This window comes from Neorhizobium galegae, assembly GCF_017877055.1.
In the GTDB taxonomy this organism is placed as follows: Bacteria; Pseudomonadota; Alphaproteobacteria; order Rhizobiales; family Rhizobiaceae; genus Neorhizobium; species Neorhizobium galegae_D.
Genome location: NZ_JAGIPG010000001.1, coordinates 1,968,283 through 1,984,045, shown reverse-complemented (window position 1 = coordinate 1,984,045; position 15,763 = coordinate 1,968,283). Strand labels below are relative to the sequence as shown.

General features: G+C 60.5%; 15 protein-coding genes. 10 read left to right on the top strand and 5 right to left on the bottom strand.

Going from position 1 to position 15,763, the window contains the following annotated elements; translation table 11 throughout:
• Positions 1-2 precede the first annotated feature (2 nt).
• The 5 genes from trkA to J2857_RS09285 all read left to right on the top strand — a co-directional run bounded on the left by trkA (position 3) and on the right by J2857_RS09285 (position 5,198).
• On the top strand, positions 3-1,379 hold the full coding sequence (gene trkA, locus J2857_RS09305) for a Trk system potassium transporter TrkA (RefSeq protein WP_210009805.1): 1,377 nt from the start codon (positions 3-5) through the stop codon (positions 1,377-1,379).
• 31 nt (positions 1,380-1,410) lie between these two features.
• Positions 1,411-2,274 (top strand): D-amino-acid transaminase, encoded by an 864-nt coding sequence (locus J2857_RS09300; RefSeq protein WP_210009804.1) that lies wholly within the window; start codon positions 1,411-1,413, stop codon positions 2,272-2,274.
• Positions 2,275-2,380: 106 nt separating this feature from the next.
• On the top strand, positions 2,381-2,623 hold the full coding sequence (gene hfq, locus J2857_RS09295) for an RNA chaperone Hfq (RefSeq protein WP_007757453.1): 243 nt from the start codon (positions 2,381-2,383) through the stop codon (positions 2,621-2,623).
• A 43-nt stretch (positions 2,624-2,666) separates the two neighbouring features.
• On the top strand, positions 2,667-4,040 hold the full coding sequence (hflX, locus tag J2857_RS09290; RefSeq protein ID WP_210009803.1) for a GTPase HflX: 1,374 nt from the start codon (positions 2,667-2,669) through the stop codon (positions 4,038-4,040).
• Between the two features lie 132 nt (positions 4,041-4,172).
• A complete protein-coding gene (locus J2857_RS09285; RefSeq protein ID WP_210009802.1) occupies positions 4,173-5,198 on the top strand; it encodes an acyltransferase family protein in 1,026 nt (341 codons plus the stop codon).
• A 93-nt stretch (positions 5,199-5,291) separates the two neighbouring features.
• On the opposite strand, the gene mazG is transcribed toward J2857_RS09285, so the two are convergent.
• Both mazG and J2857_RS09275 read right to left on the bottom strand, forming a co-directional pair.
• Positions 5,292-6,125 (bottom strand): nucleoside triphosphate pyrophosphohydrolase, encoded by an 834-nt coding sequence (gene mazG, locus J2857_RS09280; protein ID WP_210009801.1) that lies wholly within the window; start codon positions 6,123-6,125, stop codon positions 5,292-5,294.
• Between the two features lie 25 nt (positions 6,126-6,150).
• On the bottom strand, positions 6,151-6,729 hold the full coding sequence (locus J2857_RS09275) for a deaminase (protein WP_210009800.1): 579 nt from the start codon (positions 6,727-6,729) through the stop codon (positions 6,151-6,153).
• Between the two features lie 235 nt (positions 6,730-6,964).
• Between J2857_RS09275 and cysG the strand changes: the two genes are divergently transcribed.
• From cysG to J2857_RS09250, 5 genes are all read left to right on the top strand, one after another.
• The gene (gene cysG, locus J2857_RS09270; protein ID WP_210009799.1) at positions 6,965-8,419 is read left to right on the top strand and encodes a siroheme synthase CysG; all 1,455 of its coding nucleotides are present in this window, start codon (positions 6,965-6,967) and stop codon (positions 8,417-8,419) included.
• Positions 8,416-8,730: a DUF2849 domain-containing protein gene (locus J2857_RS09265; protein WP_210009798.1), complete on the top strand. Its 315-nt coding sequence runs from the start codon at positions 8,416-8,418 to the stop codon at positions 8,728-8,730. Before cysG ends, J2857_RS09265 begins: the two co-directional genes overlap by 4 nt.
• A gap of 7 nt (positions 8,731-8,737) precedes the next feature.
• Positions 8,738-10,411 carry a nitrite/sulfite reductase gene (locus J2857_RS09260; RefSeq protein ID WP_210009797.1) on the top strand — a complete coding sequence of 558 codons (1,674 nt, stop codon included), beginning with the start codon at positions 8,738-8,740 and terminating at the stop codon, positions 10,409-10,411.
• Positions 10,411-10,929, top strand: a complete 519-nt coding sequence (locus tag J2857_RS09255; protein ID WP_210009796.1) for a DUF934 domain-containing protein — start codon at positions 10,411-10,413, stop codon at positions 10,927-10,929. The genes J2857_RS09260 and J2857_RS09255 overlap by 1 nt, the downstream gene beginning before the upstream one ends.
• A 147-nt stretch (positions 10,930-11,076) precedes the next feature.
• Entirely contained in the window at positions 11,077-11,916 is an 840-nt protein-coding gene (locus J2857_RS09250; RefSeq protein ID WP_210009795.1) for a ferredoxin--NADP reductase, read from the top strand.
• Positions 11,917-12,176: 260 nt separating this feature from the next.
• Here the strand turns inward: J2857_RS09250 and J2857_RS09245 are convergent, their stop codons facing one another.
• From J2857_RS09245 to J2857_RS09235, 3 genes are all read right to left on the bottom strand, one after another.
• The gene (locus J2857_RS09245; protein ID WP_210009794.1) at positions 12,177-12,572 is read right to left on the bottom strand and encodes a hypothetical protein; all 396 of its coding nucleotides are present in this window, start codon (positions 12,570-12,572) and stop codon (positions 12,177-12,179) included.
• An 859-nt stretch (positions 12,573-13,431) separates the two neighbouring features.
• Positions 13,432-13,872: a hypothetical protein gene (locus J2857_RS09240; protein ID WP_210009793.1), complete on the bottom strand. Its 441-nt coding sequence runs from the start codon at positions 13,870-13,872 to the stop codon at positions 13,432-13,434.
• Between the two features lie 381 nt (positions 13,873-14,253).
• Positions 14,254-15,540: a hypothetical protein gene (locus J2857_RS09235; RefSeq protein ID WP_210009792.1), complete on the bottom strand. Its 1,287-nt coding sequence runs from the start codon at positions 15,538-15,540 to the stop codon at positions 14,254-14,256.
• Positions 15,541-15,763: the final 223 nt, after the last annotated feature.

Here is a 15,763-nt window from a genome sequence, read left to right as displayed (position 1 = left end):
CTATGAAGGTGATCATCTGCGGCGCGGGACAGGTGGGCTACGGCATCGCTGAACGGCTCGCCCAGGAGGACAATGACGTCTCCGTCATCGATACCTCGGCGACGTTGATCGCTGCGATCACCGAGACCCTCGACGTCAAGGGTTACGTCGGCCACGGCGCCCATCCGGACGTGCTTGAAAAGGCGGGCGCCGAAGACGCGGACATGATCATCGCGGTGACGCTCTACGACGAGGTCAACATCGTCGCCTGCGAAGTCGCGCAGGCGCTTTTCTCGGTGCCCACCAAGATCGCCCGTATCCGCGCCCAGAACTATCTGAAGCCGGAATATGCCGATCTCTTCAGCCGCCAGAACATGTCGATCGACGTGACGATCTCGCCGGAGATAGAGGTCGGCAAGATGGTGCTGCGGCGCATCTCCTTCCCCGGCGCTACCGATGTCGTCAAGTTCGCCGACGATCACATCGCCATGGTGGCGATCGAGTGCATGGAGGACTGCCCGGTGGTCGCCACGCCCCTGCATCAGCTCTCTGAACTGTTTCCCGACCTGATGGCGACCGTGGTCGGCATCGTCCGCAATGGCGTCCTGAGCGTCGCCCGTTCCGCCAACGAACTCGTCGTGGGCGATCTCGCCTACGTCATCTGCCAGCGCGAACATATCCGCCGCACGCTCGGCCTGTTCGGCCACGAGGAGCAGGAGGCGCGCCGCATCATCATCGCCGGCGGCGGCAATATCGGATATTACGTCGCCCGAACCATCGAGGAACACCAGCCGAGGACGCGGCTGAAGATCATCGAGAGCGACCGCGAGCGGGCGCTGGTCGTTTCCGAGCAGCTGCGCAATACGATCGTGCTGCACGGTTCGGCGCTCGACCAGCATATCCTCACCCAGGCCGATATCCAGGATACCGACCTGATCATAACCCTCACCAACAGCGACCAGATCAACATCCTCGGCGCGGTCATGGCGAAATCGCTCGGCTGCAAGTCGAACCTCGTGCTGATCAACTCCACCTCGTTCCATCAGGTCACCGACGCGCTCGGTATCGATGCGCAGATCAACCCGCGTGCGGTGACGATCTCGCGCGTGCTGCAGCATGTCCGCAAGGGCCGCATCCGTTCCGTCTATGCGGTGCAGAACGGCGCTGCCGAGATTATCGAGGCGGAGGCGCTGGAAACCTCGCCGCTGGTCGGCCGGCCGTTCCGCGAACTTGGCCTTCCGGACGGCATCCGGGTTGGCGCGATCTACCGCGGCGAGGCCGTCATCCGCCCGAATGGCGATACCAGGATCAAGGCGCGCGACCGGGTGGTGCTCTTTGCCACCGCCGAAGCCGTGCGCCATGTGGAGCAGCTGTTCCGCGTTTCCATCCAGTATTTCTGACCAGCATTTCCGAAAAGAGCAGGGGATATCGATGTCGAGAATTGCCTATGTGAACGGACAATATGTTCGCCATTCCGAAGCCGCGGTGCATGTGGAGGATCGCGGTTTCCAGTTCGCGGACGGCGTCTACGAGGTCTGCGAAGTGCGCCACGGCATGATCGTCGATCTGACCCGCCACCTCAACCGCCTCGACCGGTCGCTGAGCGAACTGAGAATGGCCCCGCCGATGGGCCGCGCGGCGCTCACCTTCGTCATCCGCGAAGTTCTCCGCCGCAACCGGGTGAAGAATGGCATCTTCTATCTGCAGGTCACCCGCGGTGCCGCCCGCCGCGACCACTACTTCCCGACCGAGGGCACGCCGCCGACCATCACCATCACCGCAAAGAGCACCGATCCCTCGGTCGCCGCCAAGAAATATGCGAGCGGCATCAAGGTTATAACCCTGCCTGAAAACCGCTGGGACCGCGTCGACATCAAGACGGTCGGCCTGTTGCCGAACGTGCTCGCCAAGCAGCAGGCAAAGGAGGCCGGTGCCCAGGATGCGATCTTCATCGACCGCAACGGCATCGTGATGGAAGGCGCCTCTTCGAACGTCTGGATCGTCACCCGGGACGGCGAACTGGTCACCCGCCCGGCCGAGCACGGCATCCTCAAGGGAATCACCCGCACGACGCTCCTCGATGTCGCCAAAAAGCTCGGCCTCATGGTCGTCGAGCGCGAGTTCAGGACGGAAGAGATGCTGGCGGCCCGCGAAGTGTTTTTCACCTCCGCCACCGGAATCTGCGTGCCCATCGTCGAAATCGACAACAAGCCGGTCGCCAACGGCCATCCGGGCACCGTGTCGTCAAGTATTCGCGACGCCTTTTTCGACGTTGCGGAAAAGACGGCGATTTGATAGTCAAACATCGGGGAAGGGAAAGCACGGGGCGCTTTCCGGTCGTCTTTTATCAAGCTTGATCATGATCCCGGCATCGGCCGGCAAAAAAGAAAGAAGCGGCGCTATGGCGGAACGTTCTCAGAACCTGCAGGATTTATTTCTTAATACCGTTCGCAAGCAGAAGATTTCCCTGACGATTTTCTTGATCAACGGGGTCAAGCTGACGGGTGTCGTGACCTCTTTCGACAACTTCTGCGTCCTGCTTCGCCGTGACGGCCACTCTCAGCTCGTGTATAAGCACGCGATCTCGACCATCATGCCGGGCCAGCCCATGCAGATGTTCGAAACTGAAGAGAATGCGGCCTAACAGGACAGAACAGATTTCAAATCGCGATACTTCCAACGAATCCATGGTCCCGGAGTCTGAAAAGCACCGGGACGATATGCGCGCGCTCGTCATCGTGCCGGTCCTCAAGCAGTCGAGATCGAAGGCGGGGCAGGGCGACTCAAGTCAGGCACCCGCGCCGCAGCGCTCCAACGAAGCCCGACTCGAAGAGGCGATCGGCCTCGCCAAGGCAATTGACCTGGAGATCGTGCAGGGGCTGATCGTACCGATCAGCCAGCCGCGCCCGGGAACGCTGATGGGCAGCGGCAAGATAGAGGAAATCAAGGCGCTGCTCGACGAGCACGATGCCGGCCTCGTCATCGTCGACCATCCGCTGACGCCCGTGCAGCAGCGCAATCTCGAAAAGGAATGGCAGGCCAAGGTCATCGACCGGACCGGTCTCATTCTCGAAATCTTCGGCCGCCGCGCCTCCACCAAGGAGGGTACGCTGCAGGTCGACCTGGCGCATCTGAATTACCAGAAGGGCCGCCTGGTCCGCAGCTGGACCCACCTTGAACGCCAGCGCGGTGGCGCGGGCTTCATGGGCGGCCCCGGCGAAACCCAGATCGAAGCCGACCGGCGGCTGCTGCAGGAACGCATCGTCAAGCTCGAGCGCGAGCTCGAACAGGTGGTGCGCACCCGCCAGCTTCACCGCGCCAAGCGCCGCAAGGTGCCGCATCCGATCGTGGCGCTGGTCGGTTATACCAATGCCGGCAAGTCGACGCTGTTCAACCGCATCACCGGCGCCGGCGTGCTGGCCGAGGACATGCTGTTTGCGACGCTCGACCCGACGCTGCGCCGCATGAAGCTGCCGCATGGCCGCACGGTGATCCTCTCCGATACGGTCGGCTTCATCTCCGATCTGCCTACCCATCTGGTCGCCGCCTTCCGCGCCACGCTGGAAGAGGTGCTGGAAGCCGATCTCGTCCTGCATGTGCGCGACATGTCCGACCCGGACAATGCCGCCCAGGCTGGCGATGTGATGCGCATCCTCGCCGATCTCGGCATCGACGAGAAGGAAGCAGCCAGGCGCATCATCGAGGTCTGGAACAAGATCGACCGGCTTGACCCGGAAGCCCATGAGGCGATCGCCGAACGGGCCGTCGGCCGCGACAACGTCATGGCCGTCTCGGCGATGACGGGCGAGGGCGTCGAACCCCTGATGGACGAGATCTCCAGGCGCCTCTCCGGCGTGCTCACCGAAACCTCGATCGTCATCCCGGCGGATCAGCTCGCCATCGTCTCCTGGGTCTACAGCAACGCTGTTGTCGATGGCCGTGAGGACAATGAGGACGGTTCCGTCACTCTGGATGTCCGCATGTCCGAAGCCGAGGCAGCCGAATTCGAGCGCAAGCTCGGCAATGGCCCGAAAGCTTCCAAGGAAGACTGGGAACGGTAGCGAGCCCGGTTACGCGACCTGGCGCCGGATGCCGCGCCATGATGTTGCCTGTTTTTTGCGGTGCAACATGAGCCGACGAGGACGGCCACGATTCCCGCAATATCATTCACCGGCCGGCAACGAGGGTGGCGTATGATACAGAGTCGGCCGCACGAAGAGACCGGAAAACACCTGGACTATCTCGACGGATGGCGAGGCATTGCGGTCATCTTCGTGATCGTCGGCCATTTCTGGCTCGATGACTTCAAGCCGGGGTTCAGTACATTCGGCGTAGACCTGTTCTTTGTTCTGTCCGGCCGGCTGATGTCGGAAATTCTGTTCGTCAGGCGGGCGGAACTGCCGACCTTCTTTTTCCGGCGTTTCTCGCGAATCTATCCAGCCCTCTTCGCGTTCGTCGTCATCACGACCCTTGCCTTCCAGAGCACCCAGATTTCGCACGGGCCTGTCGCAGCATTGCTGGCCCTGACGTTCACACTCAACTACGCTATGATCTATACCCATCCGGTGGCGTTGCTTGATCACCTCTGGTCGCTATGCGTCGAGGAGCATGCCTATATCCTTCTGGCAGGCGTCGCATTCCTGTCCCGGCGCAGACTGTTTCCGGTCGGGGCTGTCATCATCGCGCTTGGTGCCGCGGCAATGCTGAACGGCATCGTTCGCACCGAACTCGGCGCGAGTGTTCTCTATACCCATTGGCGCAGCGACGTCTCTGTTGCGGGCATATTCATTGCCGGCGGCCTGTGGCTGTTGCTTCGCAAGCGCCAGGCCCCCTGGTGGGTATCTCCGCTGGCCCTGCTGATTGCCGTCGTAGCGAAGGGCGCCCCATCTCAGGTCCTCTCCTTCGGTCTGTCGACCACCATGCTCGCCGTCTCGATCACCACGATCGACAGCGCAGCACCGGTCTTCCGAAAGATCCTGTCCGCCAAGGTGCTCACCTATGCGGGCCTGTGGTCCTTCTCGCTCTATCTGTGGCAGCAACCCTTCTACAAGCTCTACCGCGAAGGTGTTGCGCCGACCCCTGTGTTGCTTCTGGCCGCCGTGGCGACCGCGCTGGCGAGCTTCTACCTCGTGGAGAAGCCCTCAAGAAGAGCCCTGAACAGTTTCCTCCAGAACCGCCTGGCGAAACCGAAATCCGTCACCGTCGGCCGAACGGTATAGAACTCCCATCGCCCTCGATCGTGGCCGCAGTCACTCCATGGCCGGATCAGGAGGCGGCCACGTCCTGACGGCTTGGCCGATCTGAACGGCCCTTCAGCCGATCTCCCGCTCTATCGCCTTTGCCGCCTGCCAGAGCTCTTCCATACGCTCCAGGGTTGCCTCTTCCAGCGTCTGACTCGACTTTTCAAGCGACGTCTCGATGTAATTGAATCGCCGCCTGAATTTCGTATTGGTGCCGCGCAGCGCCTCTTCCGGATCGGCCTTCACATGCCGGCCGATATTGACCAGCGCGAAGATCAGGTCGCCGAGTTCGTCCGAGATCTTGCCGTGGTTTCCGTCGCGCAGCGCCTCGCGCAGTTCGCCGACCTCTTCCTCGATCTTGTCGAGGATGGGCTCGGCCTCCGACCAGTCGAAGCCGACCTTGGCCGCCCGCTGCTGCAGCTTCAGTGCCTCGGTCAGGGCCGGCTGGCTGCGGTGGACGCTGCCCAGGTAGCCGGCCTTGGAATCTTCCGTAATGCTCCGCCGTGCCCGCCGTTCGGCCCGCTCGCGCTTTTCTTCCGTCTTGATGTCGTCCCACTGCACCTTGACCGCTTCCGGCGTCGCGGCATCTGAAACGGCAAACACATGCGGGTGCCGGCGGATCATCTTTTTGGTGATCGCCTGCACCACGTCGCCAAAGGTGAATTCCCCGGCTTCTTCCGCCATGCGAGCGTGAAAGACGACCTGCAGCAGCAGGTCGCCCAGTTCCTCGCAGAGATCGTCCATGTCGTTGCGCTCGATCGCATCGCCCACCTCATAGGCTTCCTCGATCGTATAGGGCTTGATGGTCGCGAAGTTCTGCTCGAGGTCCCAGGGGCAGCCGGTGACCGGCGTTCGCAGCGCCGCCATGATCTCGATCAGCCGCGAAATATCCTTCGATGCTTCCATCTTCTTGGTCCTCTAATGCTGGATGTCAGGCGAGCGGAATGCTGTTCTTGTCCTTGCCGGACTGGTAGACGCCGGAAAGCCCGTCATAACGCGCCTTGATACGGGTCGTCTGGGTCTTGAGACCGGTGCGGAACGGCTCGTCTTCGCTCTCGACCAGATCGCCGATCGCATAGGAATGCCAGAAGGCGTTGTTGCGCCGGTAGCCGCCGGGCTCCAGCCCGAACACTTCTTTGAGGATCTTCAGGTCATGCGGAATGGCGAAGGCGTCGCGCGAATCCTCGTGGCTGAAAAAATAATAGAAATTGTCGAACCCGGCCCAGGTGATCGCCGACATGCACATGGTGCACGGTTCATGAGTCGAGAGGAAAATCAGATCCTTGGTGGGAAGATCTCGCGTGGTTTCGTAAAAGCGCTTCAGCGTGTGCACCTCGCCGTGCCAGAGCGGATTTTCAAGCTCGTTATTGGTCTCGGCAATCACCAGCGACAGATCGGATTTTTTCAGGATCGCCGCGCCGAAAACCTTGTTGCCGGTGGCGACGCCCTGTTCCGTGAGGGGAAGGATGTCGTTTTCGATGACGTCGAGAAGGCGTGCGGCGATTGTCATGAGAGCTCTTTATTGCGAGGTGTCTAGGCAGTTTATGGCGTGGAACGAGAGGATCGGGGCAAAAAACACCTTAGTCTACAGAAATACTGGAGAAATATCGTTTGCGGTGGCTTTTGCTCAAGAACCGGTTGATCGTAAAACAGAAATACCGGCTCGCAATCCACTTCGCATATCCATTCCTTCAATTCCGCCGCCTTATTGTGGATATTGCAGATGTATGATTCAGGATAACCGCATGTCTCCAAGCCAACAACGCCTGTCGGTCTTTCCGGCCTTCTTCCGCGTCAGCGGACGGAGCGTTGTCGTATTTGGCAATGGTGACGAAGCCTATGCCAAGGCCCGGCTGTTGCGCAACACCGACGCGGACATCGTTGCCTATGCTTCGGCGCCGGATAAGGACTATGCCGACTGGCTGATCGCCCGGGGCATCAAGACCGTTCATTCGGAGTTCTCGCCGGATCAGGTCTCGGATCAGATCAGGGGTGCGGTGATGGTGTTCGCTGCAACCGGCGATGCCGCCATGGACCGTGCGATTGTCACTGCCGCCCGCGCCGAAAAAGTGCCCGCCAATGCCGTCGATCAGCCGGATTTCTGCGATTTTTACACGCCGGCCCTCGTCAACCGTGCGCCGGTGGCGATCGCTATCGGCACGGAAGGTGCCGGCCCGGTGCTCGCCCAGATGATCCGAGCCCGCATCGACCAGATGCTGTCGCCGTCGCTCGGGCTTCTGGCGCGCCTCGCCGCCGAATATCGCGATGCCGCCGAACGCCTGGTGCCACGCGGCGTGTCGCGCCGCATCTTCTGGCGCCGCTTCTTCTCCGCCGATGTCGCGAGCGCCGTCGATGCCAACGACATCCCCGCCGCCCGCCGCTCGGCCAATGCGCTCTTGTCGACCACTGGTCGCGCCGCGGGCCATGTCTGGCTGGTCGGCGCCGGCCCGGGTGCCGAGGACCTTTTGACGCTGCGGGCCCAGCGCGTGCTGATGGAGGCCGACGCGATCGTTTATGACGCGCTGGTGCCGCAGGCGATCGTCGACATGGGTCGCCGCGATGCCGAGCGCCTGTCGGTCGGCAAGCGCAAGAACTGCCATTCGAAGTCTCAAGGTGAGATCAACAGGCTGCTGGTCAGGCTCGGTCGCGAAGGCAAGCGCGTCGTGCGCCTGAAGTCCGGCGATCCGCTGGTCTATGGCCGCGCCGGCGAGGAAATGGCGGCACTGCGCGACGCCGGCGTCACTTACGAGATCGTACCGGGCATCAGCTCCGCCTTTGCCGCAGCCGCCGATTTCGAGCTGCCGCTGACGTTGCGCGGCGTTGCGTCATCACTGATCTTCACCACCGGCCATGACCTGACCGGCGACGTTCTGCCCGACTGGGCGAGCCTTGCCATCTCCGGCGCGACGATCGCCGTCTATATGGGCCGCACGGTCGCAGCCTCCGTCGCCGAACGCCTGATGGGCGCCGGCCTTGCCCCGGAAACCACGGTCGCCGTGATCGAGAATGCCAGCCGCGCCGACCGCCGGCTCTTCCACGGCGTTCTGCGCGAGCTGCCGGACCTGGAAGCGCGCGACGATCTTTCCGGCCCGGTCATGGTGATCATCGGCGAAGCCGTCGCCGGTGCGAATTTCGAAAAGTCCGAACCGCTTTCCCATGGTAAGATTCCGGTTCGCGAGGGAATGGAACAGACAAGATGACCGACAAGGTTCTGACCGCCAACCGCCTTTCCGACGGAATTGCCGTCTGGCTCGATGCGAACGGCCAGTGGGTGGAAAACCTGCAGGACGCCATCGTCGCGCGCCATGCCGAGGCCGTCGCCTCGCTGGAAGCGATCGGCAAGCGCGACTTCGCGGAAAACCTGGTCGTTGACGTCACCGTCGTCGAAGTGCAGGAACAAGGCGGAAAGCTCTGGCCGCTGCGTCTTCGCGAACGGATCCGTGCCCAGGGCCCGACCATGGAATATGCTGCCGGCTATCGCCCCGCCGATCCGGCCTTCATCGCAGTTTGAGGAAGTCATGTACCGTTACGACGAATTCGACCACGCTTTTGTTTCGAGCCGCGTGGAGCAGTTCCGCGATCAGGTCGGCCGCCGCCTCGCCGGTGAACTGGCCGAGGATGCCTTCAAGCCGCTGCGCCTGATGAACGGCGTCTACCTTCAGCTGCACGCCTACATGCTGCGCGTCGCGATCCCCTATGGGACGTTGAATTCCAAGCAGATGCGGATGCTCGCCCATATCGCCCGCAAATACGACCGCGGCTACGGCCATTTCACCACCCGCCAGAACATCCAGTACAACTGGCCGAAACTGTCCGACACGCCGGATATCCTGGCCGAGCTTGCGAGCGTCGAGATGCACGCGTTGCAGACCTCGGGCAACTGCATCCGCAACGTCACCGCCGACCATTTCGCCGGTGCTGCCGCCGACGAGGTCGCCGATCCGCGGCCTTACGCCGAAATCCTGCGCCAGTGGTCTTCGGTCCACCCGGAATTCTCCTTCCTGCCCAGAAAATTCAAGATCGCCGTTACCGGCGCCGAGCGCGACCGCGCCGCGATCCAGGTGCATGACATCGGCCTGCATCTGAAGAAGAACGAGGAAGGCCAGATCGGTTTCGCCGTCTATGTCGGCGGCGGGCAGGGGCGCACCCCGATGATCGCCAAGAAGATCAAGGATTTCCTGCCCGAGGAAGACCTGCTTTCCTACACGACCGCGATCATGCGCGTTTACAATCTGCATGGCCGCCGCGACAACAAGTACAAGGCGCGCATCAAGATCCTCGTTCATGAGACCGGCGCCGAGGAGCTGGCCCGCCAGGTGGAGGAGGAATTCTCCCACCTCCAGGGCACAGAACTGAAGCTGCCGGAGACCGACATCCAGGCGATCGCCAGCTATTTCGCGCCGCCGGCTTTGCCGGACCGTGCGGAAGGCTGGCCGCAGCTCGCCGGCTGGAAAAAGACCGACGAGAACTTTGCCCGCTGGGTCGATCAGAACGTCAAGCCGCACAAACACCCCGATTATGGCATGGTGACCATTTCGCTGAAGCCCATCGGCGGCATTCCGGGCGATGCGTCCGACGTGCAGATGGACCTGATCGCCGACCTGGCACAGGAATTTGCCTTCGATGAGATCCGCATCAGCCACGAGCAGAACGTCATCCTGCCGCATGTGGCGCTGGCCGACCTTGAGCCGCTTTATCGCGCGCTGGTGGCGCAGAACCTCGCGACCGCCAATGCCGGGCTGATCACCGATATCATTGCCTGTCCCGGGCTGGACTATTGCGCGCTGGCGAATGCCCGTTCCATCCCGCTGTCGCAGGAAATCTCCACCCGCTTCGGTTCGCCGGAACGCCAGGCCGAGATCGGCGAGCTCAAGATAAAAATCTCCGGCTGCATCAATGCCTGCGGCCATCACCATGTCGGCCATATCGGCCTCTTGGGCGTCGAGAAGAAGGGCGCCGAGCTCTACCAGATCACGCTCGGCGGTTCCGGCGACGAGAACACCTCGATCGGCGAGATCATCGGCCGCGGCTTCGAGCCGAACAAGGTGACCGACGCGGTGGAAACCATCGTCGATACCTATCTCGGCCTTCGCCTCGCAAAGGAAGAGACCTTCCTCGAAGCCTATCGCCGCGTCGGGCCGCAGCCTTTCAAGGACGCGCTCTATGGCGACGCCAAGGCGGAGGCGGCGTGATGACCCAGGAGCCAAGAATCTGGAGAGAAACCGGCTTCGTCGAGAACGACCCCTGGGTGATCGAGACCGAAGAGGTGAAGGCGACCGAAGACCAGAAGGCGCTGCTGCCGCTCGACGAGATGATCGCGCGCGCCGAGGAAAGCAACGATGTCGGCCTAGGCGTGCTGATCCGGCCAGGGGACGACGTGCGCAAGCTCGAACCCTATCTCTACCGCATCGAGATCGTCGCGGTGGATTTCCCGGCCTTCAACGACGGCCGCGCCTTTTCGCACGCCTCGCTGCTGCGCGACCGGCTCGGCTACAGGAACGAGCTGCGGGCGGTCGGCGACGTGCTGATCGACCAGGTGCCGCTGATGCTGCGCTGTGGCATAGACAGCTTTTCGGTGAAGAACGCCACGGCGCTGAAGCGGCTCGAGGAGGGCCGGCTGCCGGGCATCGCCGAGCACTACCAGCCGACGGCCCGCCACGCCGAAAAGGGCGAGGGCTATAGCTGGCGCCGCCGCACGGTGATCGCCTGAGGCCTTGGAAAGACCGGACAAAGGTGACTTTCCCGCACGTATTTTCCCGAAGGCGCCGCGACAAAGGCACGCAGATGCCTTCAAATGCGGGGCCATATGGTATATTTCGCTTCTGCGAAAAACGATGAGACGAAGAGACCGATAGGCATGAACGCTCCAGCAAAGACCGACGACTTCGTAGCGGCTGAGGCTCCGGCCCAGGGACTGGCAAAGATCCCGGACGGCGTCTACGCCGAGACGGTGCTTGCCGTCGAGCATTATACCGACCGCCTGTTCCGTTTCCGCATGACTCGGCCGGCCGGTTTCCGCTTCCGTTCGGGCGAGTTCGCGATGATCGGCCTGATGGTCGGCGACAAGCCGGTCTACCGCGCCTATTCGATCGCCAGCCCGTCCTGGGACGAGGAGCTGGAATTTTTCTCGATCAAGGTGCCGGACGGCCCGCTGACCTCGCATCTCCAGATGATCAAGCCGGGCGACACGGTGCTGATGCGCAAGAAGCCGACCGGCACGCTGGTGCTCGACGCGCTGACGCCCGGCAAGCGGCTCTACATGTTCTCGACCGGCACCGGCATCGCCCCCTTTGCCAGCCTGATCCGCGATCCCGAGACCTACGAAAAGTTCGAGGAGGTCATCCTCACCCATACCTGCCGCGACGTCGCCGAGCTGAAATACGGTTTCGACCTGGTGCACGAGATCAACAACCACGAATTCCTGGCGGAGATCGTCGGGACCAAGCTCAAGCACTACGCGACCGTGACCCGCGAGGATTTCAAATATCGCGGCCGCATCACCGACCTGATCGAGTCGGCCAAGCTGTTTGCCGACCTCGGCGTCCCGGCCCTCGACCCGGCGGTCGATCGCGGCATGATCTGCGGCTCGACCGCGATGCTGAAGGACACCAAGGACCTGCTCGAAAAGGCGGGCCTTGTCGAAGGCTCCAACAACAAGCCCGGCGAATTCGTCATCGAAAGGGCGTTTGTGGGGTGAGAGGCGACGGCCTGCGGCCGGCAAAACGCTCCAGTGGAGCGTTTTGAGCCTCGAACGCCCTGAACCCAAGCGAAGGGCCGGGGGCGGTGCGGCACACTCGACCCATGCACCCGCCTGCGGCCGGCAAAACGCTCCAGTGGAGCGTTTTGAGCCTCGAACGCCCTGAGCCAAAGCGAAGGGCCGGGGGACAGTGCGGCACACACAACCCCCTGCACCGTCTCCACGAGCGCAAATCCTGCGTACCGCCACGGGACCCACCCTCAATCAAGCTCCTCCGGCGTCAGCGCCGCGCGTTTCCTGCGAAACGCATTCCAGCGTTTGCGGTCGCCGTTGTGCACCATGGTGCCGGCGATCTCGAGGCCGGCATCTTCCAGGGCGCGGCGGACGGGATAGCGGGACGCGTACATCAGCCGCGCGTTCCAGCCGCCGTGATCGCGGATGCGGCGGGCCTGATCATAGAGCTCGTCGAAAACCCGGCGCTGACCGGCATCCAGGTTCTGCAGGCAGCAGGGTTCGCCGGTGGCGTTGAAACGCCAGTAGCAGGTCTGCAGGCGGCGACAATCGCGGCGCCGGCAGGCGAGGTAAGGCAGGGCGAGCATTTCGGCGGTGCGGGCGGCGAGATAGGTCTCGATCGGCGGCGGCTTTTTATCGGACATGATGATCCCTTGGTGATCCTCGGTTTCTTTTCGTCATCCTCGGGCGAGCAAAGCGAGACCCGAGGATCGGACGGGGCGCTGAAAGCTGCCTCGTAAGTTAGTTCATAGGTGACACCTCTCAGCGCCCCGTTCGGCGGTTGATATCCGCGACTCCGGTCCCTCTGCCGTGGCTTTCCCGGACGGTGTTCTCCTCGGGTTAAACCCGAGGATGACCCATGGCGCCCGTCCGAATCCTCGGGTTTAACCCGAGGACTTATCGGCAAGGCTTCCATGGGTCTCCGCCGGTTTCTCCGATCCCTTCGGGTTTAACCCGAGGGTCGGGCGGACCTTTGAAAATCCGGCGAAACCATCCGGTTTACCACCCTGTGTGCCGCACAGGCACGCCCGGCGCGCTCTTTCGGGCATCAGAAGCAAGAGGCTCGGTCCGGTTGCCCCTTGCTTCCCCCGTTGTCGCCGGAGGGAGACCATTTTCCGCGAACCCCGGATGGAAGGACTTACGTCGTTTCCTGCCCACCCGGCGCCGGTCCCGCCTCGCCGGCACGCCTGCCGGTGTATCCGTGACGGAACGAGGGGATTGTAGGCATGGGTCGGGAGGGCGGGGACGAGAGAGAGGCTAAGTGTTTGATGCGGCTGACGGGGAGGTGTCGAATATGCCCGGATAGGCCGGCGCTTGGGGCATGGATCCTCGGGTCAAGCCCGAGGATGACGACCTTGGATGTCAGATGACGACCTTGGATGCTGTGCCCACTCCTCCGCCATTCGCCGCCCTCTCCGTCATCCTCGGGTCACCCTCGGGTTTAACCCGAGGGCGAGGATGACGGAGGAGAGAGCGGGGCGCCCCCCGCGTAAAAAACCGCCCCTACTGCCCCAGCAAGTCCCGAAGGCTCCAGGGCTCGTCGCCGGACTGGTCGGCGATGTCGTCCACCTTCCAGCCGCCGCTTTCGCGCACCAGCGTGTAGAAGAGCGTCGCCGATCGCTTGCCGTTGCGGAAGGACACTTCCAGCTCGGCCGTATCGCCGAGGATGATCGGCGGGGTCAGCCGGACATTGCTGGCGACGCCGTCCTGCCCGGCGAGGATCGGATCGAAATCCACCGCATCGCCATTCGCCGCCAGGCTCTCGTTGAGCGCCTCGGAGAAATAGGCGGAATAGGGCGAGGGCGCATCGTCCTCGGCCGGGTCGATCGTGTCGGCATAGAGGGATTTGATCAGCGCCTGCGGCGACCCATAATTCCGCGCCTCGACGCCGGCCATGGCCAGCAGGGAAAACAGTAGTCCGAAGACGATGGCTGGCAGGCGCATGGATGAGTCGTCCCCGTTTGGATGTGAGGCGATGTTTAGGCGAGGGAGGGGTGGAAGGATAGGGGGATGGAGGAACCCGGAGAACGAGGGCGGGGAGATAGCCAGTGAGGGCCGTTTCGTGTCGTCTGGGGGACCATCCCCCGCTACCGCCCGGCGGCGGGAGGACTCACTTTTTTCCTCCCACCAGCGCCGGTCCGGCTACGCCAGCGTGCCGGCTGGTGTATTTGTAACGAACGTGACTGTCGGGCGAAGGCGGGAAAGACGCAGTTGAACGCAGACAACGATATGCGCGAAGCCGCTGGCGCGAATGACGTGTTAATCCAATATTGTGCCTGCCCACACGAAAAAACGCATCCCAAATTTACAGAGGGAACCTAGTTATCAAGATATTCCCAATTCTTTGATTAGCTCATTCCGATCTTGCATGGATAGCCAGATGAGAAAACTTTTATCTACAACATTGAGAACTCTCGTTGTTTGATCGTAGTCTATGATAATTGGGCGGACATTTTTTGTGACCTGAAGTGAAGCAGAACTTTGCAATGCCTGTGTAATATTTCCTTCGTTCAGTTTTTCTCCGGAAGAATGCCTTTCCTTTATCAATTTTGAAAAGACATTCCTACGAATTCCCACTTCCAATTCCTCAATCGTCACGCTCAAGACTACATAAATAATCCAGCGGTACATATCGTATTCAGTCTGTTGGAAGCCTTCCGCAAAATTGGTGATGAAGGCGGAGTACCTTCCAGACTGGTTGTTTACAATGTCACGCATAAGCTGAGGTACATCTACACCCTTTCCAACCGTCTTCTGATTTACTTGTGTCTCAAACACGTTTTCGTTTTCGCAAATGCGAAAACAGGCCTCTTGTAAGAGGGAAACACTCTCTGCACTATGGGAAATTATTCCAGCTACCGTGGCGGGATCAAACTGAATATTTAGTAGATACTCGCCGGCTTTAACGACTTCCGCTAAACTTTCCGGTCTCCATGTATCTGCATCTACTGACGCAACGCGGTTTGTTAAGTCGCCATTATAATATATCAAGCGATTTTTGTCGCGCCAAACGCCAACAACTATAAAACATAATTTTGAGTTTTCGTGATATGCCTTAAGTGCAAATGAGAAGTCTTGTTGTGTTTGTACTGGAAGGTAATGGAAATCTTCCAGCACAATAAATTTATTGAAATTTATCTCTTTAAGAGAAATAACGATGTCGTTGACGTCGTGAAGATCTATCTCAAGCCTTTTTATTTCAATTGAATTTTCTTCGGTTTTCTCGTTTTCTAGAGTGCCACTGGCGGATGCCGAGGCTAAAAGGGGAACTTTACCCTCTCCCTTGAATTCCACGCCATATTTAAGATGTCCCCCGACAGTTTTTGTTTGAGTTTGTTCGATTTGATAACCCGAGGCTTTAAGAATAGCGCCATTCAGATCGTCTATGCTCATTGTATTCAAGCACGAAACTACAATGTAGTCGCCTTCAGATAAACAATGCTTTCGAAGAGTTGTTTTTCCTTGTTTTGAAGATCCAAAAACAACGATGTGCTTATCTCTAGTGAGATTTGAGATGAAATCGTCGTCGACGTCTTTTCGGCTTACATAATTTAACGGCATATCTCTTCCGACACCGTATACATCACGTAGCTTGTTAACAACTTCGGCCATCGAAACCACCTCAAAGTTTGTATTCTCATATTTTGCATAAAAACATAGGCGGACCAAGGTGTAGAATCCTAACGTCCACAGGCGCAGGTTGCCTCTTTAGAGAATAACTATAACTCATTTCTGTTACTTAGACAAAATTCGGCTCTTCCGGCCCTCGAGTAAGGGCTGGCGAGTCGGTTTCCTAATTTTGCGATTTCCCCCCTCGTACAAGGATAACGAAGGG

What these genes read in the sequence shown, in the direction of transcription:
- trkA (WP_210009805.1), top strand. Translation starts at nt 3, where the DNA reads ATGAAGGTGATCATCTGCGGCGCGGGACAGGTGGGCTACGGCATCGCT.
- J2857_RS09300 (WP_210009804.1), top strand. Translation starts at nt 1,411, where the DNA reads ATGTCGAGAATTGCCTATGTGAACGGACAATATGTTCGCCATTCCGAA.
- hfq (WP_007757453.1), top strand. Translation starts at nt 2,381, where the DNA reads ATGGCGGAACGTTCTCAGAACCTGCAGGATTTATTTCTTAATACCGTT.
- hflX (WP_210009803.1), top strand. Translation starts at nt 2,667, where the DNA reads ATGGTCCCGGAGTCTGAAAAGCACCGGGACGATATGCGCGCGCTCGTC.
- J2857_RS09285 (WP_210009802.1), top strand. Translation starts at nt 4,173, where the DNA reads ATGATACAGAGTCGGCCGCACGAAGAGACCGGAAAACACCTGGACTAT.
- mazG (WP_210009801.1), bottom strand. Translation starts at nt 6,125, where the DNA reads ATGGAAGCATCGAAGGATATTTCGCGGCTGATCGAGATCATGGCGGCG.
- J2857_RS09275 (WP_210009800.1), bottom strand. Translation starts at nt 6,729, where the DNA reads ATGACAATCGCCGCACGCCTTCTCGACGTCATCGAAAACGACATCCTT.
- cysG (WP_210009799.1), top strand. Translation starts at nt 6,965, where the DNA reads ATGTCTCCAAGCCAACAACGCCTGTCGGTCTTTCCGGCCTTCTTCCGC.
- J2857_RS09265 (WP_210009798.1), top strand. Translation starts at nt 8,416, where the DNA reads ATGACCGACAAGGTTCTGACCGCCAACCGCCTTTCCGACGGAATTGCC.
- J2857_RS09260 (WP_210009797.1), top strand. Translation starts at nt 8,738, where the DNA reads ATGTACCGTTACGACGAATTCGACCACGCTTTTGTTTCGAGCCGCGTG.
- J2857_RS09255 (WP_210009796.1), top strand. Translation starts at nt 10,411, where the DNA reads ATGACCCAGGAGCCAAGAATCTGGAGAGAAACCGGCTTCGTCGAGAAC.
- J2857_RS09250 (WP_210009795.1), top strand. Translation starts at nt 11,077, where the DNA reads ATGAACGCTCCAGCAAAGACCGACGACTTCGTAGCGGCTGAGGCTCCG.
- J2857_RS09245 (WP_210009794.1), bottom strand. Translation starts at nt 12,572, where the DNA reads ATGTCCGATAAAAAGCCGCCGCCGATCGAGACCTATCTCGCCGCCCGC.
- J2857_RS09240 (WP_210009793.1), bottom strand. Translation starts at nt 13,872, where the DNA reads ATGCGCCTGCCAGCCATCGTCTTCGGACTACTGTTTTCCCTGCTGGCC.
- J2857_RS09235 (WP_210009792.1), bottom strand. Translation starts at nt 15,540, where the DNA reads ATGGCCGAAGTTGTTAACAAGCTACGTGATGTATACGGTGTCGGAAGA.